Consider the following 22,091-nt stretch of genomic DNA (forward strand, 5'->3'; position numbering starts at 1 on the left):
ACCCCGCCACCTCAGCCGCCTTGAGGTCATGTTCGAATGTCGCAGAGGTTGGTAGCGTATCACCACACGCTATGACAGATGCCTGGCCGTCTTTTTAACGTGATCTGAACTCTTATCGTGCTGAGCCATTGAATGATCTTACCACTGGAGGCGATCATGTCTTTCCACAGCAGCACTCTTCCTAAAAATCCGACAAAAGCTCCTGGTTCTCCTGATGAGCGGGAGCCGTTTGATCCGTATCCCGACAAAAGCCCGATTACGGATGAGCCCCCGGAAGAAGAAAAGCCCGGCAAAAGGTATCCGCCCGAGAAAGGCTCCCCCGATCCGAAGCCCGACCAGCCACCAGTTCTTCCTGATGCGCCTGAAAATCCAACCAATTAAGGTTTAGGCTTTCCCGGTAACAGAAGATGAGCGACCCGTGCTTGCTTCCCTAAAGCTATAGCAGGGCTTTGGGGGGCATCTTCCGCGTTGGGCAGATCATCATTGTCTGGACGTCTCGCAGTTCAATCCAAACCGTGGGTTAACTCTTCATCCTTAGAACGAACGTCCAGACTTGCAAGGTTTCGCTCAAGTGCGCGAAAGCTATCTTGCAACAAACATACCATTCGACGCCCATGGTCCTTTGTTCTGAATCAAAAGACGGGAAGTATGCCTGCGTGCAGATATCTGGGCGGGCTAGTGTTGAAATAGGCTAGGCCAATTTTTACGCGGCCATTTCGAGAGATGCATCTGCACAGGCGCTGGCTTCGTCAAGAGTGAGCAAAAGTCTGACACGCTCGTTGATAGGACGATCTGAGAGAGGGGGTGAGCGATGGAGAATTTTCTCTGCTTTGTCCCACCCAGGAAAGTGCTTTCCTTTGAGAAAAACAAGGGCACCTGTGGGCGCCTGATGCACGGTTGATCCGTTGTCAGTTTTCCATTGCACACCAGGGCCAACATAGGTTCGAAGCAAACGCAGATCGACGCAGTCAACGTGGAATTTCCGACAACTATCTGTTGTGATCTTTTCCAGTCGTACACGTAGCGCCTGGTGTCCGGAAATATCCCTGTAAAGTGCGGCTATTTCCAAAATATCCGTCAGGAGTGGCTGTGTGCGTTCTGAAAATGCGCTCTGCAGCTGCTTTTCCAGATCGGGTAGGTAACCTCGCCTTGTCAGAGATTGAGCTCCCACCGTCAGATAATCTTTTGTCGCCTGGGTTAGTGATGAAGACATATCGCACGGATGAAGACCAATGCTGCTGTGAGGAAGCAGGATGTTTCTGAACGACGATTGATGCTCCAGACGGCAGCGGGTGGGACATGACGGCATGGAAAAGCTTATCCTTGCTATTGATATGTTATAACATAACTATTATTTGCAAAAGCAGCAACTTTTCCTCCTCTTCAAGGGCTTACTTTATGTCGGATTTCCGATTGCCTGTGACTGTTCTCTCCGGCTTTCTGGGGGCTGGCAAGACAACGCTTCTCAACCATGTTCTCAACAATCGCGAGAGCCTGAAAGTGGCGGTCATCGTCAATGATATGAGTGACGTGAACATTGATGCCGAACTGATCCGTAATGGCGGGAGCAATCTGTCCCGGACCAACGAGAAGCTCGTGGAAATGACGAATGGATGCATCTGCTGCACGTTGCGGGACGATCTTCTGACCGAAGTGACGCGACTGGCAGAAGAAAAAAGGTTTGATTACCTTCTGATTGAGTCAACGGGCATCGCAGAACCCCTGCCCGTCGCGGCCACTTTTGAATTCCGTGATGAAGAAGGCCGGAGTTTGAGCGACGTCGCTCGGCTCGATACGATGGTGACAGTTGTGGATGCCGTGAACCTGCTGAAGGATTATGGATCAAGCGATTTTCTTCGTGATCGGGGCGAGGTTGCCGGAGAGGAAGACGAACGTGCGCTCGTAGATCTTTTTGTGGATCAAATCGAATTCGCGGATGTCATTGTTCTTAATAAAATCGATACGGCAACTGCTGAGCAGGCAGACGCTGCACGGTTGATCATCCGATCCCTCAATGCGGACGCGAACGTGATTGAAACGAGCCAGAGCAAAGTTTCTTTAAACCAGGTTCTGAATACGGGGCGCTTTGATTTCGAGCGTGCACACCAGAACCCCTTGTGGTTCAAAGAGTTGTACGGGCATGCTGAACATCGTCCCGAAACGGAAGAATACGGAATTTCCAGTTTTGTCTACCGTGCCCATCGGCCTTTCAGACCTGAAGCGTTTGCAGACTTCATCGAGCAGTCATGGCATGGGGTGGTGCGGGTAAAAGGTTATTTCTGGCTTGCAACCCGCCCGGATTGGGTCGGAGATCTGAGTATTGCGGGTGCATTGGCGCGTCATCAGGCGGCTGGGCGTTGGTGGGCGAGTGTTCCGCATGACAACTGGCCTGATGATGAAGGCTGGCGAGCGACACTGGCCAAATACTGGGACGATATTTATGGCGATCGCCGGCAGGAACTGGTCTTTATTGGTGCTGGCATGGACGAGGTTGCAATTCGTACCGCACTAGACGATTGCCTTGTCCTACCGTCACAGGACGAAATTTTCATGCCGTGGCACTATGATCATCTTCCTGATCCATTTCCTTTGTGGTCCTGATTTTCAGCTGTTTTGTCTCATATACCAGATGGAACGGTAAAATAACCGTTCCATCTGGTACAAAGCTCAGCCCCTCTTCTTCAGAGCCGGATGATCTCAGAAATCTGATGAGATAGTCCCTGTCATCGAAAACCTTGGAAGAACATAGAAAGACGCGCCGTTGCTGCCTGCCAGGGTACTTCCATCGAGCAGGGTCACGTTATGGTAGTTATTGGTAATGCCGGTTGTCCCAACCCGAATGATTGATCCTGTCAGGTTAGAGAAATTCAGACGGAACGTAGGGGTTCTCAGGAAATAGAGCGGTTTAAAATGATACCCAAGCGCAAGGGTATTGGTAACAAACCCTGGCATTCGCTGATCGCCCACAAGTGTTACTGACTGAGGGCCGGTATAGTGAAGGCTGAAGTTTCCAAAAAATCCTGCATTGCTGTAGGTCAGTCCAAAATTTGCAAGAACGCGTGGTGTGAGAATGGACTGTTTTCCCTTAGTGGGAAGATATGTGTCTCCATAGGGAATATTTGAGTCAAAAGTACCATGCAGGTACTCCACTGACGCGTACGGGCTGAAATGATGGAAATCCCTTCCCGCAATCATGGCATCAAATCCGCGGATCGTCTGGTTCCCTGCATTGGAAACTGCGTAAGCGGTATTGGGCAGATAGGTGGTGAGAAGACGGTTGGTGATATTGGAATTGAATGCCGAAATATCGAACGTCAGATACCGGTTGTTATAGCGATATCCAATCTGTTCTGTGATGGAATACTGGTTTTTGGGGAGTGATGTTGAACCTGAGAGCTGTGAGGGGGATGGCTGGCGGAAATCACCTTCTGCATTCATGTAAACCTGACTGTGAGAGTCAATTTTATATGAGATAGAAAGATGCGGAAGCGGCGCGGTTGAATTCGCTCCGATCGTAAACTTGCTGAGCCCGGAAGCTCGATCCCAATAGTTGGACATGATATATTTGAAGCCACCGTTTATGGTCAGGCGATCATTGAAATATTTGGCGGTATCTTCGATAAAGAAAGAATTCAGCTCGTAGCCGGCATCGTACCTGTAAATTGCTTCCTGACCATCTGCTGTATAGAGTTTATAGGCATTGTCATTTGTTTTGGCATTCCGTCCGCTAGATTGTGTTGCCATGGTCGGAAAGAAATAGTCGACGGCGTTGTTCTCATACCAGTATCCGAAAGACAGATGGTTATGACGATCAATGTCGTAACCCAGTTTGGCGACAAGCCCGACTTGCGGGGACCAGTGCTGCGCCCAGTATGTGCTCAACGGTGTAGAAGGGTCAGCTTTCTGCCCGTTTCCATAGAAATATGTGGCACCAGTCGATGCTGGCGTGCCCGCGGTTGAACCGTCCCAGCCGAAGCCTGTCGCAAAATAGGGAGAAAGGTCAAAAGTCAGGCGTTTGTTGATAACGATATGGGCTTGTGTTGTGACAAAAAACTGGTTCCAGGAGTCAATATTGCCTTGCCAGTAATTTCCGGCGGACGTGGAGTTTCTATCCCAGACATTAGTGCGATTATATCCCTGCCCTGTATGCTTGTAATTATAAAATGTTTGAGCATCTGGATAGGCGTCAATCGTGAACATGGAATTGTTCCATGAGCCGAAGAATTTCACAGTGGATCCATTGGTAAATTCTTTAAAAACTCCAACGTCCACATGTGTTCGGCGGTTTGTACCTGCACCCATCCATTGTCTCGAATGAGTATTTGAGACTGAGATGTAAGACCGAATACCGGAATTGCCAATTTCTCCGGATTCCAGCCGGACGAATTCCCGTGACATGTTGTTTGTGCCGTAAGAAAAATCCATGCTTCCCCCGGCTTTTTTGCCGGGTGTCCGTGTGCGCTCGTCCAGCGTGCCCGCAGTTGCATTGGATGCGGGCGCATCAATAGGAGAGCTCCCAGGGGTCATGGTGACGGTTTCGATGTTCTCTGCATCAACGTTCTGTTGAAGGTAAGCGGCAAGAGATGCAGGAGCCCCATCCAAAAGCAAAGCCGTATCGGCATCAGTAAAACCGCGCATATACAGTGCACCGCCTTTGATGCCAGACGTATCTGGCATGGCAATGCTGACACTCGGAAGATTTTGGACAACATCAAGGCCGGTCGATGTCGGGCTTCTCATCTCGATATATTGGCGCCCAACAGACTGGACTGCATACGGTGCGGTTTCGACCCGCATCATCCCTCCCCCAGAGTTGCGCGCGCTTCTCGATCCACGAACCCCGACGCTTTCCTCGCTGGATGCCATCATGGATGTTCTGCGGGAACGTGGCTTTGTCGGGGTGCCCGGGGCCGCACGATGAGATGGCGTCACATGACGGAGATGATGGGATGGGGCCGCGCTGGAAAGCCCAGTTTCTGCAGAGAGGATTATGGAACTCAAAATAGTACCGAGGAACAGACGAGAAGCCAGTGTCTTCACTTTTTTTCTCCGAAAGCTCAGTTGGTGAAACTGAATAATAGCTACTCAAACACATTTCGGAACAATAATGAAATAATAAATAAAGTTTATTCGAAAATATGGTATTTACACAATGTAGAGATATTTTAACGGTTTTTAGCCGAATGATGAACCCCCCATTCGGCTTTCCTAGAGTGTATTTACTTGGGATTCAGGGGTTTGAATGAATATTTAAAAGTCTTTTTCGCAACTCAGAAGCACGTTTCGGACCTGCGCTATCATTCCTCTGATTTGGTCCGGATTCGAAATAAATGGAGGGCCGAAAGAAATCGTGTCTCCCGTGACGCGAAGGAGCACGCCCTCTTCCAGGCCGCGCTCAAAAAGCTGGACACTTCGCAGGGCAGATTTGTCAGAAAGGGGATTGAGTTCGATCGCAGCGGTAAGGCCGATGTTTCGCAGATCTTTTACGGATTTCAGGTCCTGCAATGCATGCACCTCTTCTTCCAGAATAGGCTCCAACGCTCTGACAGCCGCATTGGTCCCCTCTTCTTCCATGATGTCGAGCACCGTATGAGCCACTGCTGCGGCCATTGGATGCCCTGAATAGGTATAGCCATGAGCGAACTCTATGGCTGCGTCCGGGCCATTCATGAATGTTTTGTAGATTTCTGAAGTGACGATAACGCCGCCCATGGGAATGATCCCATTGGTGACCGCCTTGGCGAAGGTAATCATATCCGGTGTGACGCCAAATCTTTGGGAGGCAAAATTTTCTCCCATGCGTCCAAAACCTGTGATGACTTCATCGAAAATGAGAAGGATGCCGTGTTTCGTACAGATTTCTCTCAGCTTCTGAAGATATCCGACGGGAGGGACAAGAACGCCGGTTGATCCCTGCACTGGCTCGACAATGACAGCCGCGATTGTGGAGGCATCATGGAGTGCCACCAGTCTCTCGAGATCGTCCGCCAGATGGGCGCCCCACTCCGGTTGCCCTTTTGAAAATGCGATATGGGCGTGATCGTAAGGGTGTCGGATGTGGTCCACGCCAGGGACCATCACCGTGGCGAACATCTTGCGGTTCGGAACAATGCCGCCGACAGACATGCCACCAAACCCTACACCGTGATAACCTCGTTCGCGTCCAATGAGACGAAAACGGCCGCCTTCACCGTTAAGCTTGTGAAAGCCGATTGCAATTTTTAGTGCAGTATCAACAGCTTCTGAGCCAGAATTTGCGAAGAAAACATGCTCAAGGCCTTCAGGGGCCATCTTTGCAATGCGCGCTGCCAGCGTGACAGCAGGTGCATGGGTCATCTGGAATCCGGGTGCGAAATCCAGGGTTTCTGCCTGCTGACGAAGCGCGTCCGCTATGCGTGGATTTCCGTGGCCTAAAGGCGTACACCATAGCCCAGACAGCGTGTCGAAGACCGTTTTGCCATCGGCCATCGTATAGTAAGGCCCCTTGGCTGAGGCCACGACACGATGATCGCCCCGACCGTTAACCAGTCTGTTTGCCGTAAAGGGCATCCAGTTGCGTCCCTCACTCATGGCAAGGGCGCACAGGCTTTCGTTCGTCAATGTAGTCACGATACTGCCTCCATCAGGCTGTCAGATGTTTTTTTCTTAAAAGGTGCTCTCTCGACATACCGGCCCTGCCCGCGCTCGGCACGAAGTGTACCGTCATCCCAAAGGACGCGGCTCTGACTGATTGTCTTTTTTGCCACGCCTGTAACGGTCATGCCTTCATAAATATTGTAATCGACATTCTGATGATGTGTGGCGGCAGACATGGTTCGCGACGCCGATGGATCCCACAGCACAATATCCGCGTCTGCACCCTCAACAATCATGCCTTTCCGGCTATGGATATTGAAGATGCGGGCCGTATTGGTGGACGTGAGGGCAACAAACTGCTCCGGAGTTATCTTGCCGCCGACAACGCCGTGATGCCACAGAATGCTCATGCGATCCTCAATGCCGGGAACACCGTTGGGGATGCGCGTAAAATTGGTGAGGCCCATTTCTTTCTGGGAACGGCAGAAGCAGCAGTGATCCGTTGCGGTGGTGTGGAGCTGGCCGGAAGAAAGGCCGCCCCAGAGCGCTTGCTGATGCGATTTTTCGCGGAAAGGTGGGCTCATGACGTAGCGCGATGCCTTCAGCCAGTCCGAAGACTGGTAAACGCTCTCATCGAAAACCAGATGCTGCGGAAGAACTTCCCCATAAACTTGCAAACCGCGAAGGCGGGCCGTTGCAATGGCTTCGGTCGCCTCGCGCGTGGAAACGTGAACGATGTAAAGGGGGGTATTGCTGACAGCTGCCAGCGTAATGGCGCGCTGAGCGGCTTCTCCTTCTACGCTGGATGGGCGGGAGAGCGGATGCGCCGCGGGGCCAGTGTTTCCCGCTTTCAGGAGAGATTCCTGAAGAAAGGACACGGCATCTCCATTCTCGGCATGCACGGTGCATAAAGCGCCCAGTTCGCCCGCTCGGCGCATGGAGTTGAGAAACGTCTCATCATCCACCATCAGGGCGTTCTTGTAGGCCATGAAATGTTTGAAGGAATTAACGCCGCAGTCCCGCACCAGTGTTTCCATATCCTGGTGAACCTGGTCATCCCAGTGCGTCACTGCGACATGGAAACCATAGTCGGCAGACGCTTTTTCGGCTTTGCCCCGCCACGCCTTCCACGCGTCATGAAGCGACTGTCCATGCTCGGGGATGACGAAATCGATAATACTCGTTGTACCTCCGGCGAGCCCGGCGGCCGTGCCTGTATAGAAATCGTCACTGGCCGTCGTGCCCATAAAGGGCATTTCCATATGCGTATGGGGATCTATCCCCCCTGGCATGACAAGCAGCCCATCTGCATCAACGATGGTAAAGCCTGTCGGCGCTTCCATATCCGCCTGAACAGCCGCGATTTTCCCGTCATCGTCACACAGGACGTCTGCTCTGAAACGCCGCTCAGACGTAACAACTGTTCCACCCTTGATCAGGAGCATGACATCCCTTCCCTTCAGGAAAAGCGGTTGGCATTATGTCGTTGTCTTACCGAAACTGTATGGTTAATCTGACCAGCCGGTCAACATAACGATTGCGCTTCCGGAATTTTTTCGAGAACGAGGATCACCAGAATGACACAGTCACCGGACGCGTACGCTACAGGGCGCCTGACCAATGCGGATCTTGCGCCTGTTCAGGACCGGAGCTGGGCATGGAAGGACTTTCTCTTTCTCTGGATGTCTGATGTCCACAGTGTCGCCGGGTACATGACGGTTGGTACGCTGTTCATGATGGGGTTGCCGGTCAGCAGCGTGCTCATCGGACTGCTTGTTGCAATCGTTGTCGTGCAGCTTCTCTGCAACCTGATTGCGGTTCCGAGCCTGAAGTCCGGCGCCCCTTTTCCCGTCATTATCCGAAGCGTCTTTGGCGTCTACGGTGCGGTCGTCCCGGCGCTTGTGCGTGGGATTATTGCCGTGGGCTGGTATGGAATCCAGACATGGCTGGCATCCAACGCCGTAGTTCTGTTTGTTCTTCGTATTATGCCGTCACTGGCAGACTATAGCGATGTTCATCATCACGGATTGCTGGGACTGTCTCTTCTCGGCTGGTTGGCCTTTCTGCTCATCTGGGCTTTGCAGTTGGCGGTATTCTGGCGCGGAATGGAATCCATCCGGCATTTCATAGACTGGGCCGGGCCGGCCATTTACGTCATGATGATCCTGCTTGATGGCGTGCTTCTGTGGAAGACGCATGGACAGATCAGCTTTTCCGTCCTTCCCCAGTCTGCTCTTTCTATCGGGCAGCATTTGACAGGCGTGTTGAATGTGATCTCTCTGACGATCGCATTTTTCTCCCCAATTGTCCTGAATTTTGGCGATTTTGCACGCTACGGTATTAGCCTGAGCGCGGTACGGCGCGGTAATTTCTGGGGCCTGCCGATCAATTTCATGGCGTTCTGCGCACTTGCGCTCACAACCGTAACGCTGACCCAGCCTGTTCTGGGGCAAATCCTCGTGGATCCGGTTGAGACGGTGACGCGTCTGGATAGTCAAACCATCATGATTGTGGGAATTTTGACCTTCGTTCTCGCGACTATCGGGATCAATATTTCCGCTAATTTCGTCTCAGCCGCGTTTGATTTTTCCAATATAGCTCCGGCATCCATTTCATGGCGTGGCGGCGGTGTCATTGCGGCGATTGGTGCCATCGCTCTCACGCCCTGGAACCTCTATGCCCGCCCGGATCTGATCCATCTGACGCTCGACATACTGGGTCTGTTCATCGCTCCTGTGACAGGAATTCTTCTGGCGGACTATTATTTTGTTCAGCGGGAAACTTTGGACGTGCCTGCGCTGTACAGTACAGACCCATCGGCAGCTTACTGGTACCGAAGTGGCGTAAACCCTACTGCAATCTGGGCCTTGGGTCTGGCTGTGCTGGTGGGGCTCGCAAACGTCTTCCTGCCAGCATTAGCCGTATTCCAGAATTTCGCGTGGTTTACAGGCTTCTTTTCAGGGTTTTGTTTTCATCTGATTCTGACACGCCTGAAGCCAATTGGGAGAACAGCGGACGAACAAGCGTCATGATGGTTTCGACGGCAGTTTCATAATCGCCATTAGTAAGAGGTGTACGGTCCAGAACGGCCTCATACTGGACCTGCATATCCGCATATGCCTGCGTACCTGACCACAAGAGAAACAACAGATGTGTCGGGTCGATGGGTGCCATGATGCCCTTCGCCTGCCATTCCAGAAAGATCGCGACATGTCGGGCCACATGGGCTCGCAGTTCTCCCCGTAAGAAGTCCTGAACCATATGGCCGCCTGAGAGCACTTCCTGTGCGAAGAGACGCGATCCTTCAGGACGTGCGCGGGAGAATGCAATCTTGGCTTCTATGTATCCTCTAAGCCCGTCCAGCGGGTCCTTGTCAGAAGAAAGCCAGTGATCAGCATCTGTCAGCCACACGTCCAGCAGGCGTGACAGTGTGGCGTTGTACAGGTCTTCTTTGGAGCCAAAATAGTAGAGAATATTGCCCTTGGGGATGTCGCAGACCTTGGCAATATCTTCAAGGCGCGTTCCCTTAAGGCCGCGGGTGCCAAAGGTCCATTCCGCAGCATTCAGAATTTGGGGAACGGTGGCGCGGCGTGGCGCGCCCGCACGGGGTCTTTTTCTGGGGCTGGGGGATGCCTCCAGACTGTCTTGTGCCATTGTCTTTCTCCCAGCCTGCTCTGCGGGAGGCGATTTTTGACAGCAGACAGGCTGGACGACAAGCCCTCGGTTGGCAGATCCTTAAAGCGTGCTGTCTGCCCGCAAGACAGCGCCTAGCAGAACATTGGCCCCTGCTTCGGCTTCGCTCTCCGTGATACTTTCTTCCTCGTTGTGACTCAGGCCATCCCTGCAGGGTACAAAAATCATCGCCGTTGGTGCCACTCGTGCGAGATACGCAGCGTCATGACCCGGACCTGAGACAATCGGAAGCGGATCGTAGCCCATTTGGCGTGCAGAGTCCGCGACCATCTCCACGCACCGCGCATCAAAATGAACAGCAGGCGCATCCCAGAGGGGCACAATCTCCAGTGTCACTCTTCCGGCTTCAGCAATGCCGTGGAAGCGATCCATGAACTCCTGCTCCATGGCAACGACGACAGCATCATCCGGGTGGCGGATATCCACGGTAAAGAACGTCTCACCAGGCACGACATTGTTACTGTTCGGGCGATTTTCAATCAGGCCCACTGTTCCCACGGCTCCCGGGGCATGGGCCTGCGCGATCTCTGAGAGGGCCACAACCATTCTGGACGTTGCCAGTAGTGCGTCATGACGCATTGGCATGGGGGTGGAGCCAGCATGAGCATCCTTACCCTTTACCGTCACTTCATACCAGCGCATTCCCTGTACGCCGGAGACAGCACCGATGACGCGATCTTTGACCTCAAGAATGGGCCCCTGCTCGATATGCAGCTCGAAATAGGCCGCGATGGGATGATCGCCACAGATCTCTTCACCGCGATATCCGATAGAAACCAGTTCGTCCCCAAAGCGTGCCCCTGCGCGATCTCGCTTGTCCAGAACCTCCTGTTCCGTAAAAACGCCTGCGAAAACGCCTGAACACATCATCGGAGGCGTGAAGCGTGACCCTTCTTCATTCGTCCAGTTGATCAGTTCGATGGGGTGGCGCGTTGTATGCCCGGCTTCATGAAGCGCCCGTAGAACAGCGAGGCCGCCCAGAACACCTAAAATACCATCAAATTTTCCGCCGGTGGGCTGGGTATCCAGATGACTGCCCATCGTGATCGGAGGGAGGTTGTTATCAAGTCCCGGGCGGCGGGCAAACATGTTGCCCATCGTATCAACCGTGATGGTGCAGCCCAGGCTTTCGCAGGTTGAGGCAAACCACTCGCGAACCTGTTTATCTTCTGGGGTCAGTGTTAACCGACGGATACCGCCTTTTGGTGTTCCACCAAACCGGGCTGTATCCATCAGATCAGCCCAGAGAGCGTTCCCGTCAATCCGCATATTGCTATGAAACATGCCAGTCCTCTTTCATCCGTCCTCTTGGCTGACCTTTTGGCCGCCGTGTCATGCCTCTCAGGCGGGAATGCGATTAGGATTGGAAGGATGATGGGGCCACGTCAGCTCTCCATCTACAGGTTGTGGAACCATCGTGATGCAATCATCCACCGGGCAGACATGTGCACAGAGATTGCAGCCAACGCACTCGTCTTCGATCACTTCGTAATGTCGGCGATCAGCGGTGTTTTTCTTGGAAATGGCCTGATGGGACGTATCCTCGCAGGCGATATGACAAAGACCGCACCCGACACAGGCATCCTGATCAATATTGGCGAGGGTCTTGAACTTCATGTTGAGCTGGTTCCACGGTACGAACTGCGAAACCGCCCGCCCTGTCAGATCCTCCAGCCGCTCATAGCCTTTCTGGTCCATCCAGTTGGACAGGCCATCAATCATGTCTTCCACGATGCGGAACCCATAATGCATCGCGGCGGTACAGACCTGAAGCGATCCTGATCCCATTGCAAGAAATTCGGCAGAATCCCGCCAGTTGCTGATACCACCAATTCCTGAGATCGGAATTCCGGCCATGATGGGGTCTCTGGCAATTTCCCCGATCATACGAAGCGCAATTGGCTTCACGGCAGGCCCGCAATAGCCGCCATGCGTCCCTTTTCCGCCGACAACCGGCATGGGCGCCATGGCATCCAGATCCACGCCAATGACCGACTGAATGGTGTTGATCAGGGATACAGCATCCGCCCCACCTGCCCGCGCGGCGTGTGCCGGCATCAGGATGTTAGTCACGTTTGGCGTCAGCTTGACGATCACCGGCATCCGCGTGTTCTGCTTGCACCAGCGTGTCACCATTTCAACGTATTCCGGGACCTGCCCGACCGCCGCACCCATATTGCGCTCGGACATGCCATGCGGGCATCCGAAGTTCAGTTCGATCCCGTCTGCGCCTGTCTCCTCAACGATCGGTAGAATGGCTTTCCATTTATCTTCCTCGCAGGGCACCATGAGGCTGACGATAAGGGCACGATCCGGAAATTCACGTTTGACGCGCTTGATTTCCGCGATGTTGGTCGCAAGCGGACGGTCCGAAATTAGCTCGATGTTGTTGAGACCGATCAGCCGACGTCCTTCAAAGCCCAGGGCTCCATAGCGGGAGCTCAGATTGACGACTGGTGGATCTTCCCCAAGCGTTTTCCAGACAACACCGCCCCATCCGGCCTGAAAGGCCCGGCGAACGTTGTATTCCTTGTCAGTCGGGGGGGCGGAAGCCAGCCAGAATGGATTGGGGGATTTAATTCCAGCAAAAACCGTGCGCAGGTCAGCCATTGTGGTCAGCCCTTTCCGTGTTGGATGCCATCAGTTCATTATGAAGCGCTTCAGCTGCGTTCCGTCCGTCCCGAACGGCTGCAACGGTGAGGTCTTCTCCTGCCGTACAGTCGCCGCCCGCATAAACTCCCGGCATGGAGGTGCGTCCTGTTTCATTCACAACGATGCGCCCGTTTTCCACGAGGATCTGGTCGTTTCGCACTGGGTCTGGGACAAAAACCTGCCCGATTGCTTTAAGGACCATGTCGGCCGCGAGTGTGAAGGCATTCTGCGGATCGTACCCGCCATCAGGCGCGCCTCGAATGAATGTGATGCTCCTGATGGCCCCGTCTTCGACATTGAGTTGACTGGGAGACGCCCAGAATCTGACCGTTACGCCGTTTGTCTGGGCCCATTCCCGTTCAACTTCCGTGGCCGCCATGTGCTCAGCACCGCGGCGATAAACCAGCGTTACCTCTTCTGCCCCGAGACGTTTTGCCTGCACTGCTGCGTCAACTGCCGTGTTACCGCCCCCAATCACGACAACCCGCCTGCCAACTACAACTTCCGAGAGATTCCGAGAGCGGAGGGTCTCGATAAAATCGACTGCATCCAGAACACCCTCTGCGAATTCGCTTTCCAGGCCTAGAGCGCGGACACCTGCCAGACCCAGCCCCAGAAAAACGCCATCATAGGTCTCGCGGAGGCCTGCAAGCGTGATATTCTCCCCGAGCGTCGCGTTACTCTGGAAGGTGATCCCTCCAATTTCCATGAGGAAATCGATTTCTTTCTGGGCGAAATTGTCAGCAAGCTTATAGGCCGCGACACCATACTGGTTGAGGCCACCCGGTGAATCGTGTCGATCAAAGATCGTGACATCATGCCCATGCATCGCCAGACGATGTGCGCAGGCCAGTCCCGCCGGCCCCGCTCCTACGACGGCTACACGCTTCCCAGTGCTTGCCGCTCGCTGAAACGGGTGGGTTTTCTGCTGCATCTGCCAGTCTGTAGCAAACCGCTGGAGTGCGCCTATTCGCACGGCATGATGAGCTTCAATCGCGGTGTGAACACATTTCTGCTCACACAGAATTTCGGTCGGGCAGACCCGTGCACACGACCCGCCCAGAATGTTGGACTGAAGAATGGTGCGCGAGGCGCCAGCAAGATTGTCAGACGCAATTGCTTTGATGAACCGCGGAATATCAATGTCCGTGGGACAGGCCTCAACGCAAGGGGCGTCGTAGCAGTAAAAACATCGATCCGCTTCCAGCGCTGCCTGTTCAGGCGACAAGCCGGGGTGAGCGTCGGCGAAGTTGAGTTCCAGAGCGGATTCCGGCAACCGGCCACATGCAATATCGAGTCGCATACTCGTCTCCTGCCTGACTTAGTTCGTAATCGGAATGGTATGGGTTCGAAATACTTTCGTGCAAGGATTTTCTGACCAAACGTTCAGCTTATTCTCTGTGAGGGTTGAATGATGCCTGTTCAGATGTCTGGCTTCCCTGCTGGTGTGGCCTCAGGGAAAAAAGGAAGACGGAGGATATTCTCGGCCCTGGGGCTCCTCATTCTTGCAAGTCCAAACGTTTCGTCTTTTGACACGGAGTAGCGTTTAGAAAGGAATGTGGTAGGTTCAGGCTCTGTTTCTTGGACGCAGAAAGCACTGATACTTCTTATGCGATTTACCCGCCTGCGTTTTCTAGTCCCTGTCTTGGGTTTATTGGCAAGTGAAGGATGTACTCTGCAAGGTGCCCCTTCTTTCCCAGTTGTAGGCGCTTACTTTCCGGACTGGATGGTCTGTGGCCTCATCGGTGTTGTGGTGGCTGTCGGATTGCGGGTGATATTCCTTCTAACCGGCCTTGATGCCATCCTCAGCTTTCGTCTCTTCACCTATGTCGCGCTGGGCGTTATCGCCGCGCTGACTGTGTGGACGTTGGTGTTTGGGCCTTGATAATGCAGCGCGTTCAAGTTTCTGGCAAAAAGCCGATTGGTATTATCGTCGCTGTCATCTGCGTTGGGGCAGCCATTCTCTTCGGTGTCCATGTCTCACATGAAGACAGCACTCATCCGTCTTCTGACAGCGGAAGTATTGACGCGGAAATGGTACACGTCGCCTCCACCGTTGGCGGACGGTTGAAGGAACTCAGAGTTGTCGTCAATCAGCATGTTCATAAGGGTGATGTTCTTTACCAACTTGATCCTGAACCCTACGAACTGATTGTCCGACAGGCTCAGGCCAATCTGGATCTCGCGAATGCGGAGGTCGAGAACCAGACACGGCTGCTCAGCATCAAGACATCCAACGCCGCCACGGCGGATGACCAGGTTGTTCGTGCCAGAACCAACCGTGATTTGGCTGCGCGCACGGTAGAACGCCTGAAGCCGCTTGCCGGTCAGTCCTATATTCCGTGGCAACAGTATGATCAGGCTCGTGTGGCACTCCACGACGCTGAAGTGTCGCTTTCGCAGTCGAAAAACCAGTCTGTCGCAGCGACAACAGCGATCGGAGATCTGAAAAGCTCTCTTGCCGCACGGGATGCCGGTCAGGCAGCCCTGGATCACGCAAAATACGAGCTACGCCAGACTGTGGTTACAGCTCCTGCGGATGGTTATGTCACGAGTTTACGGGTTAAAGCTGGTGAAGTTCTCGCACCGTCTCAGGTCCTGTTCACGCTCATTGCCGATGACGAGTGGTACGCTACGGCCAATATCCGTGAGATCAATCTTTCTTCCGTTCAGATTGGCGACTGCGTGACCGTTCACTCAATGATTGATCGCCACAGTCCTTTACGCGGACACGTCGAAAGTATTGGTTGGGGCGTCCTGTCTGTAGATTCTGCTGGCATTGCCCGCTCGCTGCCCATCGTGCCGCGCCAAATGGACTGGGTTCACGTCGCCCAACGCTTTCCGGTCCGTATCAAGCTAGAAAGGGCAAACCCGCTTTTGCTCAGACTTGGCGCTACAGCAACCGTTGAGATCCGGCATGGCGCTGCCTGTCCCTGACACTCTGGCGAATGCCCCGTCGTCTTCCAGCATGAGAGGGCCGGGACTGGGATTGGCACGGATCTGGCGGCTGGTCTGTGACCCTGCCCCCGGGCGATTAGGATATGCGCTTCGTATGGCTGCCGCATGCACAACGACCGTGCTGATTGGGGAAATCTGGCAGGTTCCGGAGCTGGCCGTGCCTGCCCTGGTGACCATGGCGCTGTGGCAGAAGGACCGCGTGACAAATGCTCTGGCTGGGGTGGCTGTAAATGTCCTCATCCTCATTCTGCTTCTGATCATTTACGCGCTCATCCGCCTGACGCTCGATCATCCTATGGGACTGGTGATCGTCATTGCCCTCTTGTCGTTCAGTTTTTTCTTTTTGGGTTCAGCCAGCAAGTTAAAACCTGTGGCCTATATGTTGGGTCTGATTACTGTTTATGGATTGATCGCGATTGACCAGGTCCCGGTTGGAGAGGTTGTGACGCGCGCCCTTCTCTACACGGATCTCTTTCTGGCCGTGCCGGGGGCGGTCATGATTGTGCTGGGGCTGTTGATTTGCCCATCCCCTAAAAAGATCCTGACGGATAGCATTGCTGCTCGGCTCTACATGGCTGTTCGCCTTCTCCAAACTCCTGATGCGCTAACACAGGAACGAGCGACAGATATGCTTCGGGAAGGCACGGCGGGCATGATGAAGTCCGCCAAGATGGCCTCACTTGAAAAGATCTGGTCCCTCCACGATTTGGCCTGCTTGCGACAGGCAGCCAACAGCAGTGTTGCCGTTCTTGCGCTTGCTGATGAGGCGAGCCGGGCAAGACCGCCACAGGAGCAGTTGTCTTGCCTGACTGAAACGCTTGAAGGCATGGCAAGGATTTTCTCGGAGGGTGACTATCCCACAGCGATCGAAAGCCCTGTGATCGCTGCGGAGCATCCGTCTTTACAGGCGATAACTGCTCTCCTTCCGAATTTCACAACTCCTCCTGCCCCTATCGTTGGAAAATCGCCAGAAAAGAAAAAATCGGGTTTCTTCTCTGAGGATGCCTTTACCAATCCAGACCATGTTCGTTTCGCAGTGAAAGGGACTGCTGCGGTGATGCTGAGTTATCTGACCTTCAAGGTTCTGGATTGGCCAGGCATCCACACTTGCATCATCACATGCTTCATCGTCGCGTTGCCTACGATGGGCGAGATGATTTCAAAGCTGACACTGCGCATCACGGGTGCTCTTATAGGCGGGACGCTGGGGATCGCGTCTATTATCGCTGTTATGCCGCATCTGAATGGTATCACCGGATTTCTGGCGCTTGTCTTTGTTGTTTCCCTGATCGGGGCATGGGTTAAGACGGGCGACGACCGTATTGCTTATGCGGGCTTTCAGATCGGTCTGGCATTTTATCTGACAGATCTGAAAGGTTATGGTCCGACAGCAGACATGGCCACCGCACGGGACCGTATTGTCGGTATCATGCTCGGTAACCTCATTACATATGCCATGTTCACCAGCTTCTGGCCGGCAAGTGCCTACGATCATTTGGGGGCCAGTCTTCGCAAGCTGAAAGATTGCCTGAGGCGCCAAGGGACAGCTCAGAGCTCTGAAGATCAGCTTCAGGCGGCCGCTCTTAGTCAATCCGCGTTACTGGAAAGCGAACGAACACTGGAATATGCGATGTCTGAGCCGGCGCACATGCGCGTTGATCAGCCCCGTCTTCAGGCGGCCCGAAATGCCTTGATGGATGCCTCGAGGCTGACTGAAGAATTGCTTGCAACGCCCAAGCGGCCAGACCTTGCCGATCGCACGGCACGACTGGAACAGATTGCTTCATGATTCACTTCAAAAAAACCGTTTTGCTGCCGCTCCTGCTATCGGGCTGTGCGACCCAGGCACTTGAAACGGCGCCAGCCAGCCCAGATCGGCCATGGCAACCGAATGTCGCTGCAAATGGAGAACTGGTGCCCGGTAAGCCCGGATCACATGCACTGGCCGTTCCCGCTGGATACACATTGCCGTCCAATAGTCAGATCCATGTGCGGCCCCCTGCCCCTGAATTGGCAACACAAGCTGGCCATGCCTATTCCCTGCCTGAACTGATTGATATTGCGCAGTCCGCCAATCCTGAAACCAGACGCGCCTGGAACCTTGCACGTGATGCCGCTCTGGCTGTGGGAATTACGAAGAGTGCGTACTTGCCCCGCCTGACCGCGACAGTTGTGGGCGGATACAATCATAGCCGCAATGACGGTGCGAACCCGTCGGTCAGCAATGTGGGCATTGCTGAAAATGCAATTAACTCGGGCCTGAGCGGGTTAAACAGTGCTTTGGGTGGTGTTCGCAACAGCAGGTCGGGCGCTGGCGAAATCCAGACCCTGGGTATGGAATGGCTGCTGTTTGACTTCGGCAAACGTGAAGCTGTTATTGCCGCCACAAAGCAGGCACAGATTGCAACCAATGTGCTTTTTACTGCGGCTCACCAGAAAATCATCTATGGCGTGACAACGGCCTATTACACCCATGCGGCAGCGCAAAGCCGTGTCGTATTGCTGTGTAAAGCGCGGGACAATGCACGCTTCGTGGAAGCGGCCGCAGTCGCAAAGCTACATCAGGGGCAAGGCACCATAGTGGATGTCACGCAGGCTCGGCAGGCTACGGCACAGACTGAGCTACGACTTGTGCAGGCAGAGGGCGACGAACAGAATACGGCCCTTGAACTTCTGAATGCCATTGGTATTTCGCCGAACACGAAACTTGAGACACTCGATATTTCTGGCCGCCCGCTCGGGCTGGACGATATTCGCCTGACTGACGCATTCGTCCAACAGGCCGTTTCACGCAGGCCGGACGTTCTTGCAGCATACGCAAATGCGAAGGCGGCAAAAAGCAGGGTTCGCGCAGCGAAAAGCGAATTTCTGCCCAAGATCTTCATAACAGGAAATGTGGCCTACACCACGGGGCGTCTGGCACTCTCATCCGTGCCGGGAGTGGGAAGTGAGGCTCCCCCAACCCTTAACTTATCGAGTAATGCCTTCAGCAGTTTGATCCTTGGCGGGATTACTGTCCCCATCTTCGACGGGGGAACCCGAGCTGCGTTGCTGAAGCAGGCCCAGGATCAGTCTGACAGTGCGGATACGACATTGCAGCAAACAGTCGACAGTTCAGTGAAGCAGATTGTAGTCGCAGAAAATGCGCTCCGTACAAGCCTGAGAGCCTATACCGCATCAGCAAAACTGGAGACGGCAGCGATGACAAGTTTTGAGGCATCCTCGGCCGCATATCGTAGTGGCGTAGGCTCCATGACGCAGACAAGTATCGCGCAGAATGCTTATCTGGATGCAACACTTGCTCATTCGGATGCTTATTATGCCGCTTTGATCGCTGCTGCTGGACTTGCCTTTGGGACGGGCTCCCTTAACCAGAATGAGGGGTCATCAATCCCGAGTGCCATGTAGTGCTATGAAATCCGAAAATTCTAAGGGCATGACAACGAATGATTGTCCAAATCAGATTTGTTTTTATGGAGCCGGTGCCGGAAAGCTGGGTAAGCAGCTTATGAAAGCGTAAACCCTTTTTCATTTATTTCGTCTGAAGTAGAATTTGCCTTTCTAAAAGGCTTATCAAAAAACAGTTTACTTAAATTTTTGATATAAGCCACGGGCCGCGTAGCTATCCAAACACGGCTATGCGCGATCTTTCCTCCTTCAATGAAGCAGATTTTCAGCGAACCTTACTCATGTCTGGTGACCTGGGCTGAGAACATGGTGGTGTTCTTGATTGTGTCCTTGATCAGCCAATGTCGCACTAAACCGAATCATAATTTTCAATGCAATCGCTATTTTTCGGTTTGACTTTAATCTGAGCAGAAAAGAAAATTTATAGCCAAAAGATAATGAATAGCTTCTGTGCGGTATTTCTTTATCGTTATAGAAAATATAAAAAATACATCGAAATGAAAAAACACAAAAACCAGATATAAATTCTAAAACAACAAAATAAATATTTATATAAACATCTCATATTATAACAAAAGCGTGTGCTATTATATTAAAAGAAAAAGAACATAATTCCATTTATGCCAAAAAAGTTACCAATAACAATAATTAAAATCACCATCCTGTTATAACGAACAAAAAATAGTCATTTCTATTATTGGGGAGAAAAACGGATGAAGAGGCATAACGTATCAAACTATGTCTCTGGAGAGCGCCGTTGGAAAAAATTCCTGAACCCCACCCTGCCCCGGTTTTCCTCTCCCGCAGGCGGCTCCTGGCTTTTTCCGGCGCCTGCATTACGGCCGCTGCTATAGGCACAGTGACGAAAGGTTCTGCTCAAGAAATAGTCGCGTCAAATCGATATGGCGTTTCGGATTTCATGCAGCTTTCAACCTTCGCCACAGGTCATAAAAATCTGGATCTCAGTATAGGATCTGCATTGCTCCTTGCTCTTGAAGCGCAGAACCATGGCTTTTCCGGTCAGGTAGCATCACTTCGCGACCGTATTGCCAAAAACGGCTATCAGGATGTTGAAGCGCTGGACGCTGCCCTTCAGGGAGACCCCCTGCACCCGACGCTCCTTCAGATTATCCGTGCCTGGTATGCTGGCGTCATTGAAAGTGGAACAAACGCCAAGGTTTATGCCTTCGAGAAGGCGTTGATGTACCAGTCATCCCGCGATGTCGTCGTCATCCCGACATATGCCAATAACGGGCCGAATTACTGGGTTGCAGAGCCTGGTTCCGTCGATGCCATGCCGGAATTCTAAGGAAATTATCTCAGTGAACATGCGATATTTTCGTCCTCTGTCCGGCACCGCCCTGACGACCGCTCTGCTTTTCGCAGGACCGTCTGCGTTCGCGCAGCCGACAGAGCCGACCCCAGCTTCAGCCCATCATCCATCGATCAGTCGCGGTCATTATCTTGCGATTGCGGCTGATTGTGCCGCTTGCCATACCAATGGACGGGGTGGCCAGTTTCTGGCTGGTGGATATGCCATAGCATCTCCTATGGGCAATATTTACTCCACAAATATTACACCTTCGAAAACATATGGCATTGGAAACTACACACTAGAGCAGTTTTCCAAAGCTCTGAGGCACGGTATCCGTGCAGACGGGGCACAGCTTTATCCGGCCATGCCGTATGACGCCTATAACCGTCTGACGGATGAAGACGTCAAATCGCTCTACGCCTACATCATGAACGAAGTAAAACCCGTAGACGCGCCATCACCAAAAACGCAGCTTCCCTTCCCGTTTTCTATCCGTGCGTCTCTGGGTATCTGGAAAATTGCGGCACGGATTGAAGGCAAGCCCTATGTCTTCGACCATACCCACAACGATGACTGGAACCGCGGTCGTTATCTGGTCGATGAACTTGCGCATTGTGGGGAATGTCACACGCCTCGCAATTTCCTGCTTGCACCTAATCAGTCCGCTTATCTGGCGGGAGCAGATATAGGCTCATGGCGTGCACCGAATATCACAAATGATCCCGAGAGCGGCATTGGTGGCTGGTCGGATCATGATCTCTACCAATACCTGAAAACCGGCCAAACCGTTCATGCGCGGGCGGCTGGACCAATGGCTGAAGCCGTTGAACATAGTCTTCAGTATCTGCCTGACGCGGACATTTCGGCTATCGTGACCTATCTCCGTTCGGTCCCGCCTAAAGTAGAAGCTGGGCAGACCGTAGCCAACTTCTCTCACCTCGGCCGTCCGTCGAGTTACAGTGTGGCCGACGCGAATGCGCGCCGTAATAACAGCACCCTGTCCGGGACAACGGACGGTGCAGCACTCTATGAAGCTGTCTGCGCGAGCTGCCATCAGTCGAACGGCAAAGGATCTCCTGACGGGTATTATCCGTCTCTTGTGGGGAATACGACGACTGGTCAGCGCAATCCGAACGATCTGATCGCCAGTATTCTTTATGGCGTCGATCGCACAACGGATGACCACGAAATTCTGATGCCTGCGTTCGGCCCTGGTTCTCTGGTGCAGCCATTGACGGACGGCCAGATCGCCGCGATCGCCGATTATGTTCTGAGCCACTTTGGCAACGCGCAGGCCACGGTCTCCGCCGATGCGGTCAAGCAGGTTCGTATTGGCGGCAAGCAGGTCCCTCTCGCCAAACTCGCAAGTCCGGGCGTGATGCTCCTTCTCGGTGCGGGCGGCGTCTTTGGGGCCATCGTCGTAGCGGGGGGCGTTTGGTGGCTGATCAGCCGTCGCAAACAGCGTGTCGCTTAATAGAATTCAAAGGTA

17 protein-coding genes are annotated in these 22,091 nt (G+C 53.2%); 9 read left to right on the plus strand and 8 right to left on the minus strand.

Annotated elements, in window-relative coordinates:
- Positions 1-156: 156 nt before the first annotated feature.
- Positions 157-381, plus strand: coding sequence for a hypothetical protein (locus KP702_RS10790; protein ID WP_237390060.1), 225 nt, complete (start codon positions 157-159; stop codon positions 379-381).
- A 322-nt stretch (positions 382-703) separates the two neighbouring features.
- On the opposite strand, the gene KP702_RS10795 is transcribed toward KP702_RS10790, so the two are convergent.
- Positions 704-1,309 (minus strand): DUF1826 domain-containing protein, encoded by a 606-nt coding sequence (locus KP702_RS10795; RefSeq protein ID WP_202208288.1) that lies wholly within the window; start codon positions 1,307-1,309, stop codon positions 704-706.
- Between the two features lie 89 nt (positions 1,310-1,398).
- Between KP702_RS10795 and zigA the strand changes: the two genes are divergently transcribed.
- The gene (gene zigA / locus KP702_RS10800; protein WP_202208290.1) at positions 1,399-2,601 is read left to right on the plus strand and encodes a zinc metallochaperone GTPase ZigA; all 1,203 of its coding nucleotides are present in this window, start codon (positions 1,399-1,401) and stop codon (positions 2,599-2,601) included.
- Positions 2,602-2,697: 96 nt separating this feature from the next.
- On the opposite strand, the gene KP702_RS10805 is transcribed toward zigA, so the two are convergent.
- The 3 genes from KP702_RS10805 to hydA form a co-directional block, all read right to left on the minus strand.
- Positions 2,698-5,040 (minus strand): TonB-dependent receptor, encoded by a 2,343-nt coding sequence (locus KP702_RS10805; protein ID WP_202208292.1) that lies wholly within the window; start codon positions 5,038-5,040, stop codon positions 2,698-2,700.
- A gap of 210 nt (positions 5,041-5,250) precedes the next feature.
- Positions 5,251-6,570 (minus strand): aspartate aminotransferase family protein, encoded by a 1,320-nt coding sequence (locus KP702_RS10810; RefSeq protein ID WP_215768948.1) that lies wholly within the window; start codon positions 6,568-6,570, stop codon positions 5,251-5,253.
- Between the two features lie 35 nt (positions 6,571-6,605).
- Positions 6,606-8,021: a dihydropyrimidinase gene (gene hydA / locus KP702_RS10815; RefSeq protein ID WP_202208293.1), complete on the minus strand. Its 1,416-nt coding sequence runs from the start codon at positions 8,019-8,021 to the stop codon at positions 6,606-6,608.
- A 132-nt stretch (positions 8,022-8,153) separates the two neighbouring features.
- Between hydA and KP702_RS10820 the strand changes: the two genes are divergently transcribed.
- The gene (locus KP702_RS10820; protein WP_202208294.1) at positions 8,154-9,608 is read left to right on the plus strand and encodes an NCS1 family nucleobase:cation symporter-1; all 1,455 of its coding nucleotides are present in this window, start codon (positions 8,154-8,156) and stop codon (positions 9,606-9,608) included.
- On the opposite strand, the gene KP702_RS10825 is transcribed toward KP702_RS10820, so the two are convergent.
- The 4 genes from KP702_RS10825 to KP702_RS10840 all read right to left on the minus strand — a co-directional run bounded on the left by KP702_RS10825 (position 9,520) and on the right by KP702_RS10840 (position 14,224).
- Positions 9,520-10,230, minus strand: a complete 711-nt coding sequence (locus KP702_RS10825; protein WP_202208295.1) for a TetR family transcriptional regulator C-terminal domain-containing protein — start codon at positions 10,228-10,230, stop codon at positions 9,520-9,522. The genes KP702_RS10820 and KP702_RS10825 overlap by 89 nt on opposite strands.
- An 81-nt stretch (positions 10,231-10,311) precedes the next feature.
- Positions 10,312-11,553, minus strand: coding sequence for a Zn-dependent hydrolase (locus tag KP702_RS10830; RefSeq protein WP_202208296.1), 1,242 nt, complete (start codon positions 11,551-11,553; stop codon positions 10,312-10,314).
- 57 nt (positions 11,554-11,610) lie between these two features.
- Positions 11,611-12,879, minus strand: coding sequence for an NAD-dependent dihydropyrimidine dehydrogenase subunit PreA (preA, locus tag KP702_RS10835; protein ID WP_202208297.1), 1,269 nt, complete (start codon positions 12,877-12,879; stop codon positions 11,611-11,613).
- Positions 12,872-14,224, minus strand: coding sequence for an NAD(P)-dependent oxidoreductase (locus tag KP702_RS10840; protein WP_202208298.1), 1,353 nt, complete (start codon positions 14,222-14,224; stop codon positions 12,872-12,874). The genes preA and KP702_RS10840 overlap by 8 nt, the downstream gene beginning before the upstream one ends.
- A 306-nt stretch (positions 14,225-14,530) precedes the next feature.
- On the opposite strand from KP702_RS10840, the gene KP702_RS10845 reads away from it, so the two are divergent.
- From KP702_RS10845 to KP702_RS10870, 6 genes are all read left to right on the plus strand, one after another.
- A complete protein-coding gene (locus tag KP702_RS10845) occupies positions 14,531-14,806 on the plus strand; it encodes a YtcA family lipoprotein (protein ID WP_202208299.1) in 276 nt (91 codons plus the stop codon).
- A 2-nt stretch (positions 14,807-14,808) separates the two neighbouring features.
- Complete coding sequence (mdtN, locus tag KP702_RS10850) at positions 14,809-15,858, plus strand: multidrug transporter subunit MdtN (RefSeq protein ID WP_215768921.1); 1,050 nt, start codon at positions 14,809-14,811, stop codon at positions 15,856-15,858.
- On the plus strand, positions 15,839-17,668 hold the full coding sequence (locus KP702_RS10855) for an FUSC family protein (protein ID WP_215768922.1): 1,830 nt from the start codon (positions 15,839-15,841) through the stop codon (positions 17,666-17,668). The genes mdtN and KP702_RS10855 overlap by 20 nt, the downstream gene beginning before the upstream one ends.
- Positions 17,665-19,287, plus strand: coding sequence for a TolC family protein (locus tag KP702_RS10860; protein ID WP_202208301.1), 1,623 nt, complete (start codon positions 17,665-17,667; stop codon positions 19,285-19,287). Before KP702_RS10855 ends, KP702_RS10860 begins: the two co-directional genes overlap by 4 nt.
- A gap of 757 nt (positions 19,288-20,044) precedes the next feature.
- On the plus strand, positions 20,045-20,596 hold the full coding sequence (locus KP702_RS10865) for a sorbitol dehydrogenase family protein (RefSeq protein WP_215768923.1): 552 nt from the start codon (positions 20,045-20,047) through the stop codon (positions 20,594-20,596).
- A gap of 19 nt (positions 20,597-20,615) precedes the next feature.
- On the plus strand, positions 20,616-22,076 hold the full coding sequence (locus KP702_RS10870) for a cytochrome c (protein ID WP_215768924.1): 1,461 nt from the start codon (positions 20,616-20,618) through the stop codon (positions 22,074-22,076).
- Positions 22,077-22,091: the final 15 nt, after the last annotated feature.

Origin of the sequence: Gluconobacter sp. P5B12, assembly GCF_018812035.1 — a bacterium.
In the GTDB taxonomy this organism is placed as follows: Bacteria; Pseudomonadota; Alphaproteobacteria; order Acetobacterales; family Acetobacteraceae; genus Gluconobacter.